We start from the raw sequence: 16,753 nt of genomic DNA on the forward strand, positions 1-16,753 counted from the left end.
AATTTTAACTTATATTTTTATTTTATCAACATAAAGCTTTCTCTCAAGTGACAGAACGCCTACAAAACTAGCTTCCATTTATAAAAAGAACTTAAAAGTAGCATATGGAAATGTTACATTCATTTATAGGTTTGAACTATCTTAATATTTATTCCGACTACTTTATATAATTGTTAATCAAATAAAATTGTATAATACCCAACATTCTTTCTGAAATTAATATAAATTTGGAATTTTTATTTGTCTTGAATTGAATACAAAAAGACCAGGTTTCCCTGGTCTTTCTGAGATACATTTAGAAGAAAAACTTATTCATTCTAGTCTTCTTTTTTGCCTTTAGTGGCCACTAGACCTGCACTCAAACCAAGAAGAGCTAAACCTGCTGCTAGAGCTGCTTGACTTTCTGCACTTCCTGTATTTGGTAACTGCTCTGCTTGAGCTTGACTAGCTGCATTTGAAGCAATTTCTTTTGTATCTGCTTTTTCTGATACTTGTGGTTTTGTAGATTCTTGAGGTACTGGTTTAGTCGTTTCACCAGCCGTACCAACTTCTACAATGCGATCTTGAGCCATGACTTTATCATAGCTTTCTTTTTCAGTTCGCTTGCCATTTTCAACTTCAATCAAGTGAACACGGATACCTTTTTGACCTTCTTGGAGAACACGAGTTTGACCCGCTGGAAGCTTATCATTCTTTTGTTCCTGAACCTTGAAATCAATTGTTTCTTCTTCGATTACAAGTTCTCGTCTGTTAAGGACTAGGTTCTTCACTTCATCTTCTGGAAGAGAAGTTCCTGGTTTAGTGCCAACTTCTACTATACGATCTTGAGCAGCGACTTTATCGTAAGTTTCTTTAAGCTGACGTTTTCCATTTTCCACTTCAATCAAGTGAAGACGAATACCTTTTTGACCTTCTTGTAGGACACGAGTTTCTCCTAGGTACAACATATCAGACTTACGCTCCTGAACCTTGAAGTCAATTGTTTCTTCTTCGACTATAAGTTCGGGTCTGTCGAGGACTAGGTTCTTCACTTCGTCTTCTGGAAGAGAGGTTCCTGGTTTTGTTCCGACCAAGACGATGCGGTCTGTCGGAGCCTCTACCACTTCACGGAGTTTTTCTTCCTTACTTCCATCAGGATTAATCGCTGTAAAGATACGTTCTTTACCAACTTTTCCTTCTTGTTCTACACGAGTTTCTCCTAGATACAGCGTTGAATCCTTTTTCTCAACTGACTTGTAGGCCAAATCGCTTTCAACAAATTCGAGTTTTGGAAGTTCTTCTTGTACAGCAGCAACTGTCTTCTCAGAAACTGGTTTTTCCTTGGTCAACTGGATACGGTATTCCTTGACTTGTTTTCCACTTTCTGAAACAAGACGAACAAGTACTGGAAGGCTATCGTCTCCGCTATCTACAACTGTTGAAGCCACTTGGTCTGTTTCCTCAACTGAAACTTTTGGACGTTGTCCGCTATAAGTTACCTGATAGTCTTGACGGTTTTCAGCGAAATCAGGAAGTTCTTTTCCATCTACAAGAATCTTCGATTGAGTGCTTTCTTGAGGCAATTCGCTTGGAGCAAGGAAGGTCATCTCAATTATCGCAACACCCTTCTTATCCGCTTTGCGCTCCATACGCCATCTCATGGCTTTGGCTTTGACAGCTTTAAAGGTAACGTTAATTTCATCACCGGCTTCAATGTCTTTATCCGCACGATAAGGAACAGCTTCCCAATTTTCTGGATTGTTGAATGGATGGTCTGTGTCGTAGGCTTGGTAGTTTGAATAGTAGGTTGGCACTTCAAACTCTGGACCGACATAGCGTTCTAAAACGAGTTTAGATGGTGCATCCGTACCACTATCTGCAAAGAAGTGAAGTTTAGCTTGAGCAACAGTCCGTTCTACAATCTTACCATTTTCACGGAAGATCACACCCGCTGATACTTCTGGATTTGAAGATGGTGTTGGAGACCAGTTTGTCCAACGACGATTTTCAGAATGATCTCTATCATTGATATAGTCAACACGGTCATGAGAACTGTCGTCAATATCATTAGTTGCTGAGGCAAAGGCTTGATTACTATTTTCATCATAGTTAGGGTTTTCTGAGAGGGCCTCACCAAGTTTGTCTGTCACTCGTACAGAGAATTCCGCAACGAGGTCGCTACCAAGGACACGGCCTCGAACAGTAAATTGACCTGCTTTTGTCAGCTTTTCTGCTGGAACTTCTTCCCATTCAACTGCCAAGTCTTTTGTTTCATAGCCATCTTTACCTGTGAAGTAAACCGGAACCTTAGTTGGCAATTCAAGTGGTTGACCTACTTGTACCAAACGTGCTTGTTTAACCGCAGCAAGAGGTTTACGAGAAAGTAAGTCTTTGTCCTTAGTGAAATGTAGACGGTATTCTCCTAAGATGTCACCATTTTCAGCTTTCGCGATGACACGAACTGGCTCACCTTCACGAACGCTTGGAACAACCGTCGCAAGACCATTGTTGCTAACACTTGCTGTTACTGTAGGAACTTTTCCATCTACAGACTCAAGATAGTAGTCTGTCAAATCAGGGTTGAAGTTTGCTAAGTCTTTACCGTCAACTTGGATTCTCGTTTGTCCTTGTTTGGCTGCTGCGACTTGTTTCGCAAAGATTTGTACCTCTGTGATAGATGTTCCTTTCTTGCTATCAAGTCGAACCATACGAATGCGAACCGCATAGGTATCAACTTTATCAAAACTGAAATGATTCATTTCTCCAGCTTTTAATTGAGCTGGTGCTTTGAGATTGCTTACCTCTTTCCAGTTTGCAGGATCGTTAAAGACATGGTTTTCCTCACCTACAAAGCTAGGATTTTTAGGAGCTGTTGGAACAGTCTTACCAACATAATACTCAATCACATAAGACTTAGGTACACCAACTCCGTGGTCTTCGTGGAATCCGACACTTAGATTATCAACAGAACGTTTGCTCAAGATACCTGAATCTCCGAATAGGACACCGACTGAAGCTTCTGGATTAGTACGATTCCAGTTTGTCCAACGGTTGGCTGGTCGGTCATTAAAGGAAATCAATTTATCGTTGACATTTGAAACAGGATCGGTTGGATTTGAGTCTGAAGCAAAGGCAAGTGGCAATTCTGAACCGGTCCATTGGTCAGAAATATTTGCTCCTTGCTCAGTTTGAGCAGACACACGAACATGAAGTTTGGTAGTTAATTGCGTACCTTCTAGGCGACCATTAACTGTAAAGACACCTTCCTTGGCGTATTGGTCTGATTGAATCGCATCCCATGTAACCTTGGCAGATGAAACGTGACCATTTGAATCGTAGGTACGAACACTTTCTGGTAATTGTGGTGCTTCATCGATTGGTGTTGTCACACTGACTTCTTCAACCGAAACGATACCTTCTACAGAGACTTTAGCACGCGCTTCAAGGTCAATCCCTTCAACTTTACCTAGAACTTCGAAGGTTTGATAGTGGTCTAGTTTTTCTTTCGGAATAGCCTGCCAAATGACTTTATGAGTTTTAGGGAAACCTTTGTCATACTCAACAGTTACTGTTGTTGGAAGAGTAGGTTCTTGATGCAAGTCTGTCACTACATTTACTGGACGGATAGATTGCGCAACCTTCGTCTCAGTATTGGCCTGGATAGTGAGTTCAACTTGGCCTTTAGCTCCCTCATATTCTGCTTTGAGAGTGACTGCTCCTGGCTTATGTAACTCAAGCATTCCTTTACGAACCGCGACTTCCCCTTCACCACTTGTAGAGAAGTTTACTTTATCAGCTGGTAAAACTGCTTGTGTTCCGTCTTGATAGTGAGCGAGTACAGACAATTTCACTGTTTGGTCTTCTTTAAGACCGTCAGCTTGCTCTACTTGTAAGCTCAAGTGGTCAATTTTCGGTGCTTCTTCAAGGAATTGAATTGCATAGGTTTGAAGAGGTCCACCATCTTTTGGTTGAACATAGATGCTTGCACGCATGCCGTTTGCTGCACTTGCTTGGACTACAGTAACATCCGCATTTTCAGCACTTGCTACAACTTCTGGCAAGGATGCACCGTAAGCAAGAGTTCGATATTGCATTGGATTTTGAGTAGTAAGACCAGTGACAGATTCGCCACCAACAGTTACATTTGGTACTGCAGGAGCCGCAGGATTACCTTCTTCTACCACAAGGGTAGCGTGAATAGTCTCACCACCCAGTTGACCAGTCATTTGAATACGTGATCCTGCAACTGACAGTTTAGCTTTATCTGCTTCCGAAATCTCCCACTTATCAACTTCGTATTCTTGTACGCTTCCATCCGTAACAGCAATAGAAACGTATTTGTCAACAGCGCTCAAGTCTGTTCCTGGAGCAACACGCTTAACAGTTGGAAGCTCATTTGCGATTGCTAGAATTTCGACACGGGCCTCAACTTCGCGTCCGTCTGCCATACCTTTAACAGTCACAACTCCTGCTTGGCTCACATCAACTGAAGACCAAGTTACTGGACGTTTTTCACGACTGCCGTCACTGTAGATAAAACCGACTGTCTTCGGCATTTTTGGCTCTTTCTCAATAACAGTACGTACTTTTGGTACTTCTGTTCCGAGAACGGTCTTTTCTTGGTCTTCTTTTTTACCAGTAAAGACCGTTACTTGACCAGATTTCAAGAGATCTGAATGGGCTGTTAGAGTGAATTTACCTGCTTGCTCAGTTGATTTAACAATGGCAACCCCTTTACCGTTAAAGGCTCTGCGAATCCAAGAACCATCTGCTTGTGCCTTATAACGTTCACGGCTGGCTTGTTCCCCATTATCTACACCGACAAGTTGACCTTGGCCATGTAATTGGAAGCGAACCAGATTATTAGCAGTTGGTACCACATTTCCTTCACTGTCTACGATTTCATAGTAGATGTAAGTCAAGTCTTTTCCATCTGCAGCGATTGCGTGTTCTTCCTTGATGAGACGAACACCTGCTGGTTGACCTGCAGTCGTGATCTTGTCACGTGCAATTTCTTTTCCAGCTTCATCACGAGCTACTGCTTCTAAAGTACCTGGTTGGTAAGCAACCTTCCACTCAAGGTAGAGTTCCTTGGCATTGGCACCTTCTTGGTAAGTTCGTCCATCGCTAGTTTGTTTTTTGTTGAACTTTTTAACACCGAGAGATTGACCGTTCAAGAACAATTCAACGCTTGCAGCGTTTGAGTAAGCACGAACTGGGATTTTTCCGTCTGAATCTTCAACTTTCGATGCCAATTCTCTATTTTCCCAGTTCCAGTGAGGAAGAAGGTGTACCATCGGTTTCTTCTTGGCAGAAACCCATTGGCTTTGGTAGAGGTAGAAGTCATGTTTTGGAATACCCGCCGTATCTACAATACCAAAGTAAGAACTCTTAACTGGTGTATGGTTTTGGTTGTGCCATGGTGTAGGCTCCCCGATATAGTCTGTACCGGTCCAGATAAACTGTCCAGCATAGCCAGCGTTGTCACGGTCAAACGTCCATGAATCTGTTGCCGTTTTACCCCAGCCAACTCGGTCATTACCATAGTCAGACTGTTCGTAATGACGCTCAGGTCCGTTACTATGTTTCAATTCCTGTTCAGGGCGATAGTAACTTCCACGTGTACGGGTAGCTGAAGATGTTTCAGAACCGTAAATCAACCAGTTTGGATGTTTCGCACGAAGTTTCTTGTAGTTATCTTCTGAATAGTTGAATCCAACCGCATCCAGTTCATCAGCAATTTTCTCATGTCCACCACTACCATCACCAAAGCGGAACTTATCTGCTCCCATGGTAACGTAACGAGTTTTATCAACATCCTTGATAACTTTGACTAGACGTTTTACAGTTGCTAGAGAATGAGGTTTACCATCGGCTTCACCGATTTCGTTTCCGATAGACCACATGAAGATAGCTGGGTTGTTTTTATCTCTTTCGACCATGGTACGAAGATCATAGTCAGACCATTTTTCGCCTTTTCTAGCTTCTGGGTGAGTGGCGTCTTTTTCAAAGAAACGTCCGTAGTCATAAGGTTTCTTACCACCATACCACGTATCAAAAGCCTCTTCCTGAACCAGCAAACCAAGTTCTGCTGCGATTTGCAAGGTCTGTGGACTTGCAGGGTTATGAGTTGTACGGATGGCGTTAACGCCCATCTCCTTCATTTGTTTGAGACGACGGTATTCTGCCTTATAGTTTTCTTCTGCTCCAAGCGCTCCGTGGTCATGGTGTAAGGAAACACCATGGAATTTAATGCGTTCACCATTCAAAGAGAAACCTTCATTTGGAGTCCAGTGATAGTAACGGTAACCAAACAAATCTTTCTTAGCATCAACCAATTGACCGTCACGGTAAACACGCGTAATCAATTCGTACAAGGCAGGTTTGTCATTTAAAACAGTCCAGAGTTTTGGTTGTTGAACTTCTAAAATCGCATCTAGGCTTGTTGATTCATGTGCTTTTAAGGTACGGCTCGCTGTACGAACCAAACCTGTTACAGCCTGACCACCACGTTCAACGATTTGATACTCTGCCACCAGTTCATGGTCTTTATCATCTGTATTGACGATTTTGCTGGCTACATGAGTTTCTACCTTGCCGTGTTGCTGTTCTTTAAGTTTTGGTGTTAAGATGGTTGTTCCATTTTTTTCAACATGAACCTTATCTGTCACTTGCAAGGTCACATCACGGTAGATACCACTACCTGAGTACCAACGGCTACTTGGCTGTTTATTAACCGCATGGACAGCAATCACATTCTCACGACCATCTTTATGAAGGTATTTGGTGATATCGTATGAGAACTGGTTATAACCATTTGGATAATGCCCCACTAACTGGCCATTGACATAGACTTGAGAGTCCATATAGACACCATCAAAGGTCACTCGAACATTTTTCTTGAGATCTTTTTCATCAAGTTTAAAGGTCTTGCGATACCAAGCTTCACCACCATTGAGCTGTCCACCCTCGTTTTGGGCAGGTGACTGATGGTCAAAATCGTTAAAGATACTCCAGTCGTGTGGGAGATCCAATTTTTGCCATGTTGATACATCTGCATCTGATTTCACAGCTTCTTTAGGATTCGCATTGAGTTTAAAGTGCCAATTTTGATTAAAATTCACTTTTCTATCTTCAATCATTTGATTCACTTCTTCATTTGTCGCAGCTTTCAAATCTTCCTTGACTGTCTTTTCTTGACTTGAAGCTTGAGATTCTACCTTTGGAGCTGTTTCTTCAGGTTTTAGAGACGCTTTCTCCTCTTTTGGAGCTACAGGTTCCTCTTCTTTCTTCTCGGCTTTGCTTGCTTCAATTGGAGCAGCTTGACTTTGGTCGACACTTGCAGCATCCTTGTGCTCTGCTACAGCTTGATTTTCTTTTTCCTCCACTGCCGGACTTTCCTCTTTTGCTTGTTCTACAGTGCGCGCAATAGGAGTTTCATCCGCAAAAACTGGTGATTCTCCAATGACACTTCCTCCAAATAGAACCGCACAGGTTCCAATCATGACAGAGCAAGCGCCTACGGCAAACTTACGAATGCTGTAGACTCTTTTACGATTCCAATGGCCTTTTTCCATAAAATCCTCCTTTAGTAACCGCTTCCATTTATTTGTAAGCGTATTACTTTTTCATAGCCTTTTACCCTTATTTTATAAAATAATATAGGAAATTTCAATACCCTAAACACAAAAAATCATATTTTTGATTGTTTTTTCTAAAATTTGTAGAAGATTCGAAAAAAGTGAATGTAGATTTAGAACAAAAAACAAACATTTCTTGTCACTCAGTAAAATATCATAAAAAGTTCCTTACAAAAGGAACTTTTTTTATTTATAATTAAAAGTCTCCCCTGCCAACTTATCGGCTAACTTGGGAAAGAGGGTATAAAATTTGTGAGCTAAATTGAGCAAAAAAGGAAGATTAAGTTCTCGTTTATTCTTTCCTGTGATTTTGACAATCTTTCTAGCAACCGCATCTGGTTCTAAGAGAAATCGGTCAACAGACTTGAGGTAGCTCCCATCTGGATCTGCCTGGTCGAAAAACCCTGTACGAATCGGTCCTGGATTAACCGTCGTTACATAGACACCATAGGGCATCAGTTCAAGACGCAGAGCATTTGAAAATCCAATAGCCGCAAACTTGGTCGCTGAGTATAGGCTAGACTTAGCTGTTGCAATCAATCCTGCCATGCTGACGATATTGATGATATGCCCTTTTCCCCTCTCCTTCATACGAGCTCCAAGACGACAAGACAGATTCATCAGAGCAAAGGTATTGACCTCAAACATCTGGTGAATGTCTTGATCAGAAATCTGGTCAAATTCCTCAAAAATCCCGTAACCAGCGTTGTTAATCAAGACATCAATCTTGCCATAACGGAGATAGAGGTCAGCTACCAGAGCTTCTAGGGCTGAGTCATCAGTAATGTCGATTTCAATCAATTCTACATTAGGATGCTTTGCATATAGTTGGGCTAGTTTTTCCTTGTTTCTACCTAGTAAGATGAGTTGGTCATTTGGCAAGAGTTTGACCATTTCTTGGGCTAAGCCACCGCTTGCTCCGGTAATCAGAATAGTACGCATACTTATCCTTTCTCAATCTTCTAAATTTCCACTTCTTCCAAGTCTTTAACCACATGGACATTCTCAAAAACAGTGGCCGCATCTTTCTTGAGCTGACTGATATCTTTTGAGAGGAAACGAGCACTAATATGATTGAGCAAGAGGCGCTTAGCACCGGCTTCTGCTGCTACTTGTGCTGCCTGCATATTGGTTGAGTGACCGTGATTGCGGGCAATCTTCTCATCACCCTTACCATAAGTCGATTCATGGACAAGGACATCGGCATTGACAGCCAGACGCACACTGGCATTGGTTTTGCGGGTGTCACCAAGTATGGTGATAATCTTACCTGGACGTGGCGCTGAGATATAGTCAGCAGCTTTGATTTCAGTTCCGTCTTCTAGAACAACGTCCTGACCGTTTTTGATTTTTCCAAAAAGCGGGCCAAATGGAACACCAGCTGTCTTGAGTTTTTCAGCATCCAAGGTACCTTCTAAGTCCTTTTGCATGACACGATAGCCAACACAGAAAATAGTGTGGTCCAGCTCCTCTGCATACACAGTGAATTTATCGGTCTCAAGGATTTTCCCTAGAGAATCTTGGTCAAACTCATGAAAATGAATGCGATAAGGCAGGCGAGAACCGGACACACGAAGGCTGGTTAAGACAAATGACTTGATCCCTTGTGGTCCATAAATGTCCAAATCTGTCTGCTCCTCATTAGCTTGAAAAGCACGGCTAGAGAGAAATCCTGGCAAGCCAAAGATATGGTCTCCATGCAGGTGAGTGATAAAGATTTTGCTGACCTTCCGTGGTCGGATTGTAGTTTCCAGAATGCGATTTTGCGTTCCTTCTCCACAGTCAAAGAGCCAGACTTCGTTAATCTCGTCCAAGAGTTTCAATGCGAGACTTGAAACGTTGCGGGCTTTAGAGGGCTGACCAGCCCCTGTTCCTAAAAATTGAATATCCATTCGATACTTTCTAATTAATCAATATATAACATGGCTGTGCGATTTTCCGATCGGAAATAGCGCTTGCCAGAAAAAGCAGCAGCTTCTTGCAGTAAATCCTCTTGGCTGTAGCCTTTGAGACGCTTGCGACCATCTGCTAAACTTTCCAAGTCCGTCAAAGCTGTGAGATTTTCTACACTAACAACTTCCTCATCTCCGACAGCTTTCATGTAAATCTTTCCAGACTCTTCAAAGACGAGTTGATGGGGGAAAATTTGTGCAATCTCAAAGAGCAAGTCATCCGAGATTTCCTCTTCATTTTCAGAGAAAATCCGCCCCAGTCCCTTACTCTCATAGCAAAAACCAAAGGATTTGCCAGATAAATTAAGACGAATAAAAGGCTTATTTTCAAAGGTGAAACTTGGCTCAGCATTATAGAGGTTCAGTTCCTGACTGAGTTCTGCAAAATAATCCGTCGCAGCCTCAGGGCTCTTTTTCTGGTAGAGTTCAGCAAAGTAGGCATTAACGACACTCGGAGGAGGTGTGATGAGAGCCAACTGCTCTTGCTCTGTTTTGCCAGCTAGAAGCTGATCTAAATAGACCTTATCCAGACTTGTATAACCTCCATACTTTAGAGCCAAGGTTTTAATATCAGTCATAAAATTCCTCTAACCTCCATTTATTTTTCTCGGAAATGTAGCCTGTAATCACTTCCCCGTCATCTTGGTAGTCACGATCCTCCAGAATCGCTACACTTTCTAGATCATGTATCTTGTAGGATTTTGAAAAAGGCACGCGCAGGGTAAAGACTTCAAAAATCTCCTTGATCTTCTCCAAAAACAATGCTTGCAAGTTCTCACGACTATCCTCAGACTTGGCAGAAATGAAGGCATAAGGCGTTTGAGTTGGCGTGAAATCCTCCACCAAATCCGCTTTATTATAAAGGGTCAGGCGGGGAATATCCTCCATATCCAAGTCTTTCATGATGGACAGGACTGTTTTTTCATGCTCCTCGTGATAAGGATTGCTAGCATCGATGACATGAACTAGAAGGTCTACATGCTTGCTTTCCTCTAAGGTTGACTTGAAACTGGAAACCAATTCTGTTGGCAAATCCTGGATAAAGCCAACCGTATCAGTCAGAGTAACCTGAAGATTGCCCCCCAGATGGATACTCTTCGTTGTCGCATCCAGAGTCGCAAACAGCTCGTCTGCTTCATACTGGGTCTTACTGGTCAAGGTGTTCATGATGGTTGATTTCCCAGCATTGGTGTAGCCAATCAAACCAATCTTAAAGGTGCTTGACTCCAGACGCTTTTCTCTGACTGTCGCCCGATTTTTCTCAACCACCTTGAGCTGGCGCTCGATATCTGTGATTTGATTGCGAACGCTACGACGGTTCAGTTCCAGCTGGCTTTCACCAGGTCCACGGGAACCAATTCCCCCTGCCTGACGGCTGAGCATAATCCCCTGACCAACCAAGCGAGGTAAGAGATATTTGAGCTGGGCTAGGTGGACTTGGAGTTTCCCTTCATGGCTTCGAGCCCGCATGGCAAAGATATCCAAAATCAACTGCATACGGTCAATCACTTTTACACCCAGAACTTCCTCTAGATTGACATTTTGCCGTGGAGTCAAGCGATTATTGACAATGACAGTAGTAATTTCTTCTGCATCTACCATTCGAGCGATTTCTTCCAACTTACCAGAGCCAACAAAAGTCTTGGAATCATATTTTTCCCGTTTTTGTCTGTAACTATCTACAACGACTGCCCCAGCTGTCTTAGCCAGACTGGCCAACTCTTCCATGGAGAGGTCAAAATTGTCCATGCCCTGCAATTCCACACCAATCAGCAGAACTCGCTCCTCTTTTTTCTCCGTTTCAATCATCTAAAAACTCCTCAATCTGGCTTATAATACGGTCTTGCACGCCAGACTCTCCTATCTGATAAAAGGTGACCTGCATGCGATTGCGGAACCAGGTCAACTGACGCTTAGCAAAACGGCGGGTCGCCTGTTTGAGACTCTCGCTGGCTTCCTCAAGAGTTTGCTCCCCACGGAAATAAGGAAAGAGTTCCTTGTAGCCAATGCCTTTGGCTGCCTGCACATCTGGATAATGGTCAAAGAGCCACTTGGCCTCATCCAAAAGCCCAGCCTCAAACATCAGATCTACTCTGCGATTGATACGTTCATAAAGCTGACTGCGTTCATCATCCAAGCAGATAATCAGTGCTTCATAAGGACTTTCCTGATTTTCCAAATCCTGAGCAAAATGGGCGATTTCCAAGGCTCGCTTAGCTCGACGACGGTTAAACTGGGGAATTTCAAGGCCTGCTTGCTTCACGAGATGGACTAATTCCTCATCTGAATAAGGCTCTAAACTAGCTCGATAGGCTAATATCTCCTCATGAGGTGTCTCCCCACCTAGATGGTAGCCTTCCAGCAAGCTCTGGACATAAAGCCCGGTTCCACCAGCAATAATGGCTAGCTTGCCACGACTTTGAATATCCTCAATAGCCTTCTTAGCTTCTGAAACAAAATCAAAAGCCGAGTAAGACTCGGTCACCTCTCTGACATCAATCAAATGATGAGGAACAGCTACTTGCTCCTCTGGGCTAGCCTTGGCCGTCCCAATATCTAGCCTTCTATATACTTGCTGACTGTCACCACTGACCACCTCTCCACCAAAGCGCTTGGCCACTTCAATAGCAAGGGCTGTCTTCCCAACAGCAGTCGGTCCAACAATCACAATTATTTTTGTTTTCATCTTTTTTCCTTGAAAAATTTCCATTTTTTCGTTACTATTATTATATCACAAAAAGGTCAGTCAGAAAAATGCTATCTCTTGAGGAGCCTGGCTGATCGGGAAGATAAAGGAGGAAGACTCATGGCTAAAGGATTCGCTAAAGGTCTTGTAACAGGTGTCGCAGGAACTGTCGCTGCCGTTGCAGGTGCAGTATACGCAATTAAAAAGAAAGTGATTGAGCCAGAAGAGCAAAAAGCAGCTTTCATCGAAGAAAACCGCAAAAAAGCAGCTCGCCGCCGCGTATCACATTAAGCAACAAAAGAAGTTGAGATTTCTCAACTTCTTTTTTATTTTCTTAAATAGCCAAATCAAACTTCAGTTGTGGCTTGACTGGATCATAGTCAACCAACTCAAAGTCTTCCGCTTTGATATCAAAGAAATTAGTCCCATCAGGAACATTCAAGACCAAGCGTGGTTGGCAGTTTGACGGCTCACGACGGAGCAATTCCTCTGCTTGTTCAAACTGATTATCATAGATATGAAGGTTGTTGATAAAATAGACAAACTTCCCAACCTTCCAGCCGAAATGCTTGGCAATCATCATTTGAAGAGCTACGTACTGCATAGCGTTAATGTGGTGGGCCACCAGCATATCATTCGAACGCTGGGTCAAGGTCGCATCCAGATAGATGTCCCCATCAACCCGACGGACATCAAACATGGTCTGAAAGGCGCATGGAAGAAGACCATCTGTCTCCTCGAAAGCTTGGTAATCCCAGAGAGAGATGATATTGCGGCGGTTCCAGGGATTGGCTTCCAACTGCTTGAGAATCTTGTTAATGATATCGTGTTTCTTAACGACCGCCCCATAGCGTTCACCGATGGTTCCCGTATCTCCCACTTCCCAGTCATTCCAGTAGTGAACATTGTACTTGTTATTAAGCACTTCTAGGCTATTAGACTGGTCTTGGTAAATCCAGAGCACTTCCTTGATGGCAGATTTGATCGCAATGGGACGCAAGGTCGTGATGGGGAATTCCCCCTTAGCCAAATCATACTCTGCAAAGGCACCCGTTACGTACTTGGAGTTGGCAACAGTCCCATCCTTGTACTTGGGACGAGCCTGCTCAGAAAAGACACCGTCTTTGAGGATTCGTTCAATATTTTCTTTAAAAATCGTATCAGCTTTTGTCATTTACTCTCACCTCATTTATTGTCCTAACTAGTATAGCATAAAAAAAGAAAGGAGGAAAATCACTGGCTTTAAAGTAGTGTTTTTCTCCTTTTATGATCTTATTGCAATACAAGTGATGCCGCACCGATAACTCCAGCGTCATTTCCTAGAGTTGCAAGAGCTAATTTTGTTGATGTACGTACTTGTGGGAAGGTGTTTTCGTCGTAGACTTTTTGAACACCTTGTAGAAGGAATTCTCCCGCAGCTGATACACCACCACCGATAACGATTGTTGATGGGTTGAGGATTGAGCCGATGTTGGCACAAGCGATTCCCAAGTAACGTGAGAAGTTACGGTAAACGATCAAAGCAAGGTCGTCCCCTTCTTTTGCAAGGTCAAAGACAGTTTTAGCAGTTACTTCTTCACCGTCGTCGATCAAGCGTTTCAAGGCCGCATCGCCTTCGTATTCATCTGCATAACGACGTGTCAAGTTGACAATCCCTGTTGCTGAAGCAACTGTCTCAAGACAGCCTTTTTTACCACAGGTACATGCGATTGGTTGGTCAAAGTCAACAGTGATGTGGCCAAGCTCACCTGCTGCACCAGCAACACCGTGAAGTAATTTGCCTTCTGCCACGATACCGCCACCAACACCTGTACCAAGTGTCATAAAGACAACATCCGGTTGGTTGTCACCAGCCCCCATCCAGCGCTCACCAAGAGCAGCTACGTTGGCATCATTATCAATGAAGAATGGAATCCCCAAGGCTTTTTCAATCTTTTCTTTAATTGGTTGAAGGGTTTTCCAGTTGAGGTTGTAGGCACCGATAACAGTCCCTTTTTCACGGTCAACCACACCAGGTGATCCCATCCCAATCCCTCGGAAATCCGTAGCTGACAATCCAAGCAAGTCCAAACGATGTTGAATAGACTCAATCATATCATCTACGATATGGCTTCCTTCATCCAAAACATTAGTCTTGATAGACCATTTTTCTTGGATTTCTCCCTCTTGAGTTAAAATTGCAAACTTGATAGATGTTCCACCAAGGTCAATCCCAATAATCTTTTGACTCATCGTCTTCTCCTTTTTAATTGAAAATGCTTACAGATATAGTATAACAGAATCGTCTGTTTTGTGCAAAGGTTTGCGTGAATTTATTCTCATTTAATCACTTTCTTTATTCCAAAGTTTGCTTTATTAAGATTCAATCCTCAACTCATACAAGCCTCTGACCGCGTTACAGCCATAGATAGTTTCCGCTTGGTCCAAGTCTGGCACAGTCAAGACTTTTTCCTCTACTTGTCCTGTTTCCAGCAAATGCTGACGGTAAATTCCTGGCAAAATTCCAAGTCTGATAGGCGGTGTGTAGAGTTTACCATTAATTTTTAAGACCAGATTTCCAATAGAGGTTTCAAGCAATTCTCCTGCTGCATTATGGTAAATGATTTCCTGTTCCCCTAGACTTAAGTGTGGTCTATGAGTTGTTTTAAAGTAGGTAAACGCTTGATTCAAATCTGTTTCTTGCAGACAAAGTTTGGCTTTGCAGAAAATTGGACTGAGGGGTGTTAAGATTTGGCGAATGAGTTCTATCCCTCCAGATTTGCTGAGGATGATTCGCAAGCGGTAGTCTTGATTAGCATCACAAACTTGGCACTCTTTCTCTATCTTTTGTCTCAGTTCTTCCGGATTAAAAGGATAGGCAAAATATCGACTAGCCTTTGTCAGTCTTTCCAGATGTTGTTCTTCAAACAACAAGTTTTTCTGGCTGATTTTCCCAGTTGTAATCAATTGGAAACGTGCTTGTTTACGATAGAGAATAGCCGCCTTTTGATGAACCTCTCGGTATTCAGATTCCCAAGTACTATCCCAAGTAATCCCTCCGCCAACTCCATAAATGGCTTTCCCTTGATGCAGTTGAATAGTCCGAATGGCGACATTGAAAATCCGTCGCCCATTTGGAAGCAAGAGACCAATCGTTCCGCAGTAGACTCCGCGTGGTTGGGGCTCCAAGTCCTTGATGATTTCCATGGTCGCAATTTTCGGTGCTCCCGTTATGGAACCACATGGAAAGAGCGAACGGAAGATTTCAACTAGGTCCACATCCGGTCGCAACTGACTCTTGATGGTAGAAGTCATCTGCCAAACGGTCGAATACTGCTCCACCTGACACAGACGCTCCACGTGCTCACTCCCCACCTCAGAAATACGGTTCATATCGTTGCGCAAGAGGTCCACAATCATCATATTTTCAGAGCGATTTTTAGGATCCTGTTCTAGCCAGCTAGCTTGGGCAAGGTCTTCTTGGTCAGTCACTCCCCGCTGGGTTGTTCCCTTCATTGGGCGAGTCGTTAATTCTCGGTCATTTTGCTCAAAAAAGAGTTCTGGGCTCATGGAAATCACTGCCATCTCATCATGTTCCACATAGGCATTGTAGCCCGCCTCCTGCTCTACCACCATACGATTGTAGATGGCAAAAGGATTGGCGTTTAAGTCTTGCTTGAGTTGGACGGTGTAGTTGACCTGGTAGGTGTCCCCTTGACGCAAATGATGGTGAATTTGGGCAATCGCCTTTTCATAGTCTGTCGCAGATGTTACTTCTTGCCACTTTGAAGGCAGATCTACTTCCTCATAAGTCAGAGGAATAGGCGATGTTTCTACCCTGTCATGAACTGTAAAATATAACAGATACTCTGCCAGTAAAGGAGCTTTATGAACTGCTAGTTTCTCCTCAAAAGCAGGTGCAGCCTCGTAGCTGACATAGCCCACTACATAGTAACCTTGCTCTTGGTAGCTTTCCACTTGTGCCAGCAAGTCTGCCACTTCTGCTAAATCTCTCGTTTTTAACTCTTTGATAGGCTGAGTGAAGGTGTATCTCTCCCCCAAAGCCCTAAAATCAATCACTGTTTTTCTATGCATATCTTAAGTATAGCACAAAAGAAATAAACCCTCAGCTACAAAACTAATCAATATAACTTCCTTTTGATGAATGTTAACTCTATGTAGTTGCTTAATATAAAATTTCTCCTAGTAGTTATTACCACTAGGAGAAATTTTTGCTAAATATTACTTGCTAGTTCACTAGAAGAAAAAGTCAATTTACGAATATAGCTATAAAATCCTAATTAGACTTCATCATCTTCTTTTCGACGATGACTTAGAAGAGCTAACCCCAGAATAGCGCTAGTTGCTGCTACCATTGTACTTAGCGATTCTGCTGTTCCTGTATTCGGAAGTTTTTTAGTCTTCAGGGTATCTTCTACTGCTTGCTTGGCTGCTGGCTTGCTTTGCGCAGTTGGGTTAACTGAGGCAATGCTCGTTGTTCCAGCAGTTTTGGCTTG

11 protein-coding genes are annotated in these 16,753 nt (G+C 42.9%); 1 reads left to right on the forward strand and 10 read right to left on the reverse strand.

Annotation, left to right across the window (positions count from 1 at the left end; all coding sequences use genetic code 11):
• Positions 1-317: 317 nt before the first annotated feature.
• The 6 genes from bgaA to miaA form a co-directional block, all read right to left on the reverse strand.
• Positions 318-7,556 (reverse strand): Ig-like domain-containing protein, encoded by a 7,239-nt coding sequence (bgaA, locus tag M1F63_RS06385; protein ID WP_247940995.1) that lies wholly within the window; start codon positions 7,554-7,556, stop codon positions 318-320.
• A gap of 249 nt (positions 7,557-7,805) precedes the next feature.
• The gene (locus M1F63_RS06390) at positions 7,806-8,561 is read right to left on the reverse strand and encodes an SDR family NAD(P)-dependent oxidoreductase (protein WP_247940996.1); all 756 of its coding nucleotides are present in this window, start codon (positions 8,559-8,561) and stop codon (positions 7,806-7,808) included.
• 20 nt (positions 8,562-8,581) lie between these two features.
• Complete coding sequence (rnz, locus tag M1F63_RS06395) at positions 8,582-9,511, reverse strand: ribonuclease Z (protein WP_007518392.1); 930 nt, start codon at positions 9,509-9,511, stop codon at positions 8,582-8,584.
• A 14-nt stretch (positions 9,512-9,525) separates the two neighbouring features.
• The gene (locus M1F63_RS06400; RefSeq protein ID WP_247940997.1) at positions 9,526-10,149 is read right to left on the reverse strand and encodes a cystathionine beta-lyase; all 624 of its coding nucleotides are present in this window, start codon (positions 10,147-10,149) and stop codon (positions 9,526-9,528) included.
• The gene (gene hflX / locus M1F63_RS06405) at positions 10,142-11,380 is read right to left on the reverse strand and encodes a GTPase HflX (RefSeq protein ID WP_216728956.1); all 1,239 of its coding nucleotides are present in this window, start codon (positions 11,378-11,380) and stop codon (positions 10,142-10,144) included. The genes M1F63_RS06400 and hflX overlap by 8 nt, the downstream gene beginning before the upstream one ends.
• The gene (gene miaA / locus M1F63_RS06410; RefSeq protein ID WP_216728957.1) at positions 11,373-12,257 is read right to left on the reverse strand and encodes a tRNA (adenosine(37)-N6)-dimethylallyltransferase MiaA; all 885 of its coding nucleotides are present in this window, start codon (positions 12,255-12,257) and stop codon (positions 11,373-11,375) included. Before miaA ends, hflX begins: the two co-directional genes overlap by 8 nt.
• A 120-nt stretch (positions 12,258-12,377) precedes the next feature.
• Here miaA and M1F63_RS06415 point away from each other — a divergent pair, with 120 nt between their 5' ends.
• The gene (locus tag M1F63_RS06415) at positions 12,378-12,548 is read left to right on the forward strand and encodes a DUF3042 family protein (RefSeq protein ID WP_001051782.1); all 171 of its coding nucleotides are present in this window, start codon (positions 12,378-12,380) and stop codon (positions 12,546-12,548) included.
• Between the two features lie 43 nt (positions 12,549-12,591).
• On the opposite strand, the gene M1F63_RS06420 is transcribed toward M1F63_RS06415, so the two are convergent.
• The 4 genes from M1F63_RS06420 to M1F63_RS06435 all read right to left on the reverse strand — a co-directional run.
• Positions 12,592-13,431, reverse strand: coding sequence for a thymidylate synthase (locus tag M1F63_RS06420; protein WP_247940998.1), 840 nt, complete (start codon positions 13,429-13,431; stop codon positions 12,592-12,594).
• A 98-nt stretch (positions 13,432-13,529) separates the two neighbouring features.
• Entirely contained in the window at positions 13,530-14,489 is a 960-nt protein-coding gene (locus M1F63_RS06425) for an ROK family glucokinase (protein ID WP_247930954.1), read from the reverse strand.
• 123 nt (positions 14,490-14,612) lie between these two features.
• Positions 14,613-16,331, reverse strand: a complete 1,719-nt coding sequence (gene pabB / locus M1F63_RS06430; RefSeq protein ID WP_247940999.1) for an aminodeoxychorismate synthase component I — start codon at positions 16,329-16,331, stop codon at positions 14,613-14,615.
• A 206-nt stretch (positions 16,332-16,537) separates the two neighbouring features.
• A partial coding sequence (locus M1F63_RS06435; protein WP_247941000.1) for an LPXTG cell wall anchor domain-containing protein occupies positions 16,538-16,753 on the reverse strand: 216 nt, incomplete at its 5' end.

Origin of the sequence: Streptococcus oralis (assembly GCF_023109155.1) — a bacterium.
Lineage (GTDB): Bacteria > Bacillota > Bacilli > Lactobacillales > Streptococcaceae > Streptococcus > Streptococcus oralis_BZ.

Bases quoted from the DNA above. Each gene is read 5' to 3' on its own strand.
- M1F63_RS06425 (WP_247930954.1), bottom strand. From the start codon at position 14,489: ATGAGTCAAAAGATTATTGGGATTGACCTTGGTGGAACATCTATCAAG.
- M1F63_RS06390 (WP_247940996.1), bottom strand. From the start codon at position 8,561: ATGCGTACTATTCTGATTACCGGAGCAAGCGGTGGCTTAGCCCAAGAA.
- pabB (WP_247940999.1), bottom strand. From the start codon at position 16,331: ATGCATAGAAAAACAGTGATTGATTTTAGGGCTTTGGGGGAGAGATAC.
- M1F63_RS06400 (WP_247940997.1), bottom strand. From the start codon at position 10,149: ATGACTGATATTAAAACCTTGGCTCTAAAGTATGGAGGTTATACAAGT.
- hflX (WP_216728956.1), bottom strand. From the start codon at position 11,380: ATGATTGAAACGGAGAAAAAAGAGGAGCGAGTTCTGCTGATTGGTGTG.
- rnz (WP_007518392.1), bottom strand. From the start codon at position 9,511: ATGGATATTCAATTTTTAGGAACAGGGGCTGGTCAGCCCTCTAAAGCC.
- bgaA (WP_247940995.1), bottom strand. From the start codon at position 7,556: ATGGAAAAAGGCCATTGGAATCGTAAAAGAGTCTACAGCATTCGTAAG.
- M1F63_RS06415 (WP_001051782.1), top strand. From the start codon at position 12,378: ATGGCTAAAGGATTCGCTAAAGGTCTTGTAACAGGTGTCGCAGGAACT.
- miaA (WP_216728957.1), bottom strand. From the start codon at position 12,257: ATGAAAACAAAAATAATTGTGATTGTTGGACCGACTGCTGTTGGGAAG.
- M1F63_RS06420 (WP_247940998.1), bottom strand. From the start codon at position 13,431: ATGACAAAAGCTGATACGATTTTTAAAGAAAATATTGAACGAATCCTC.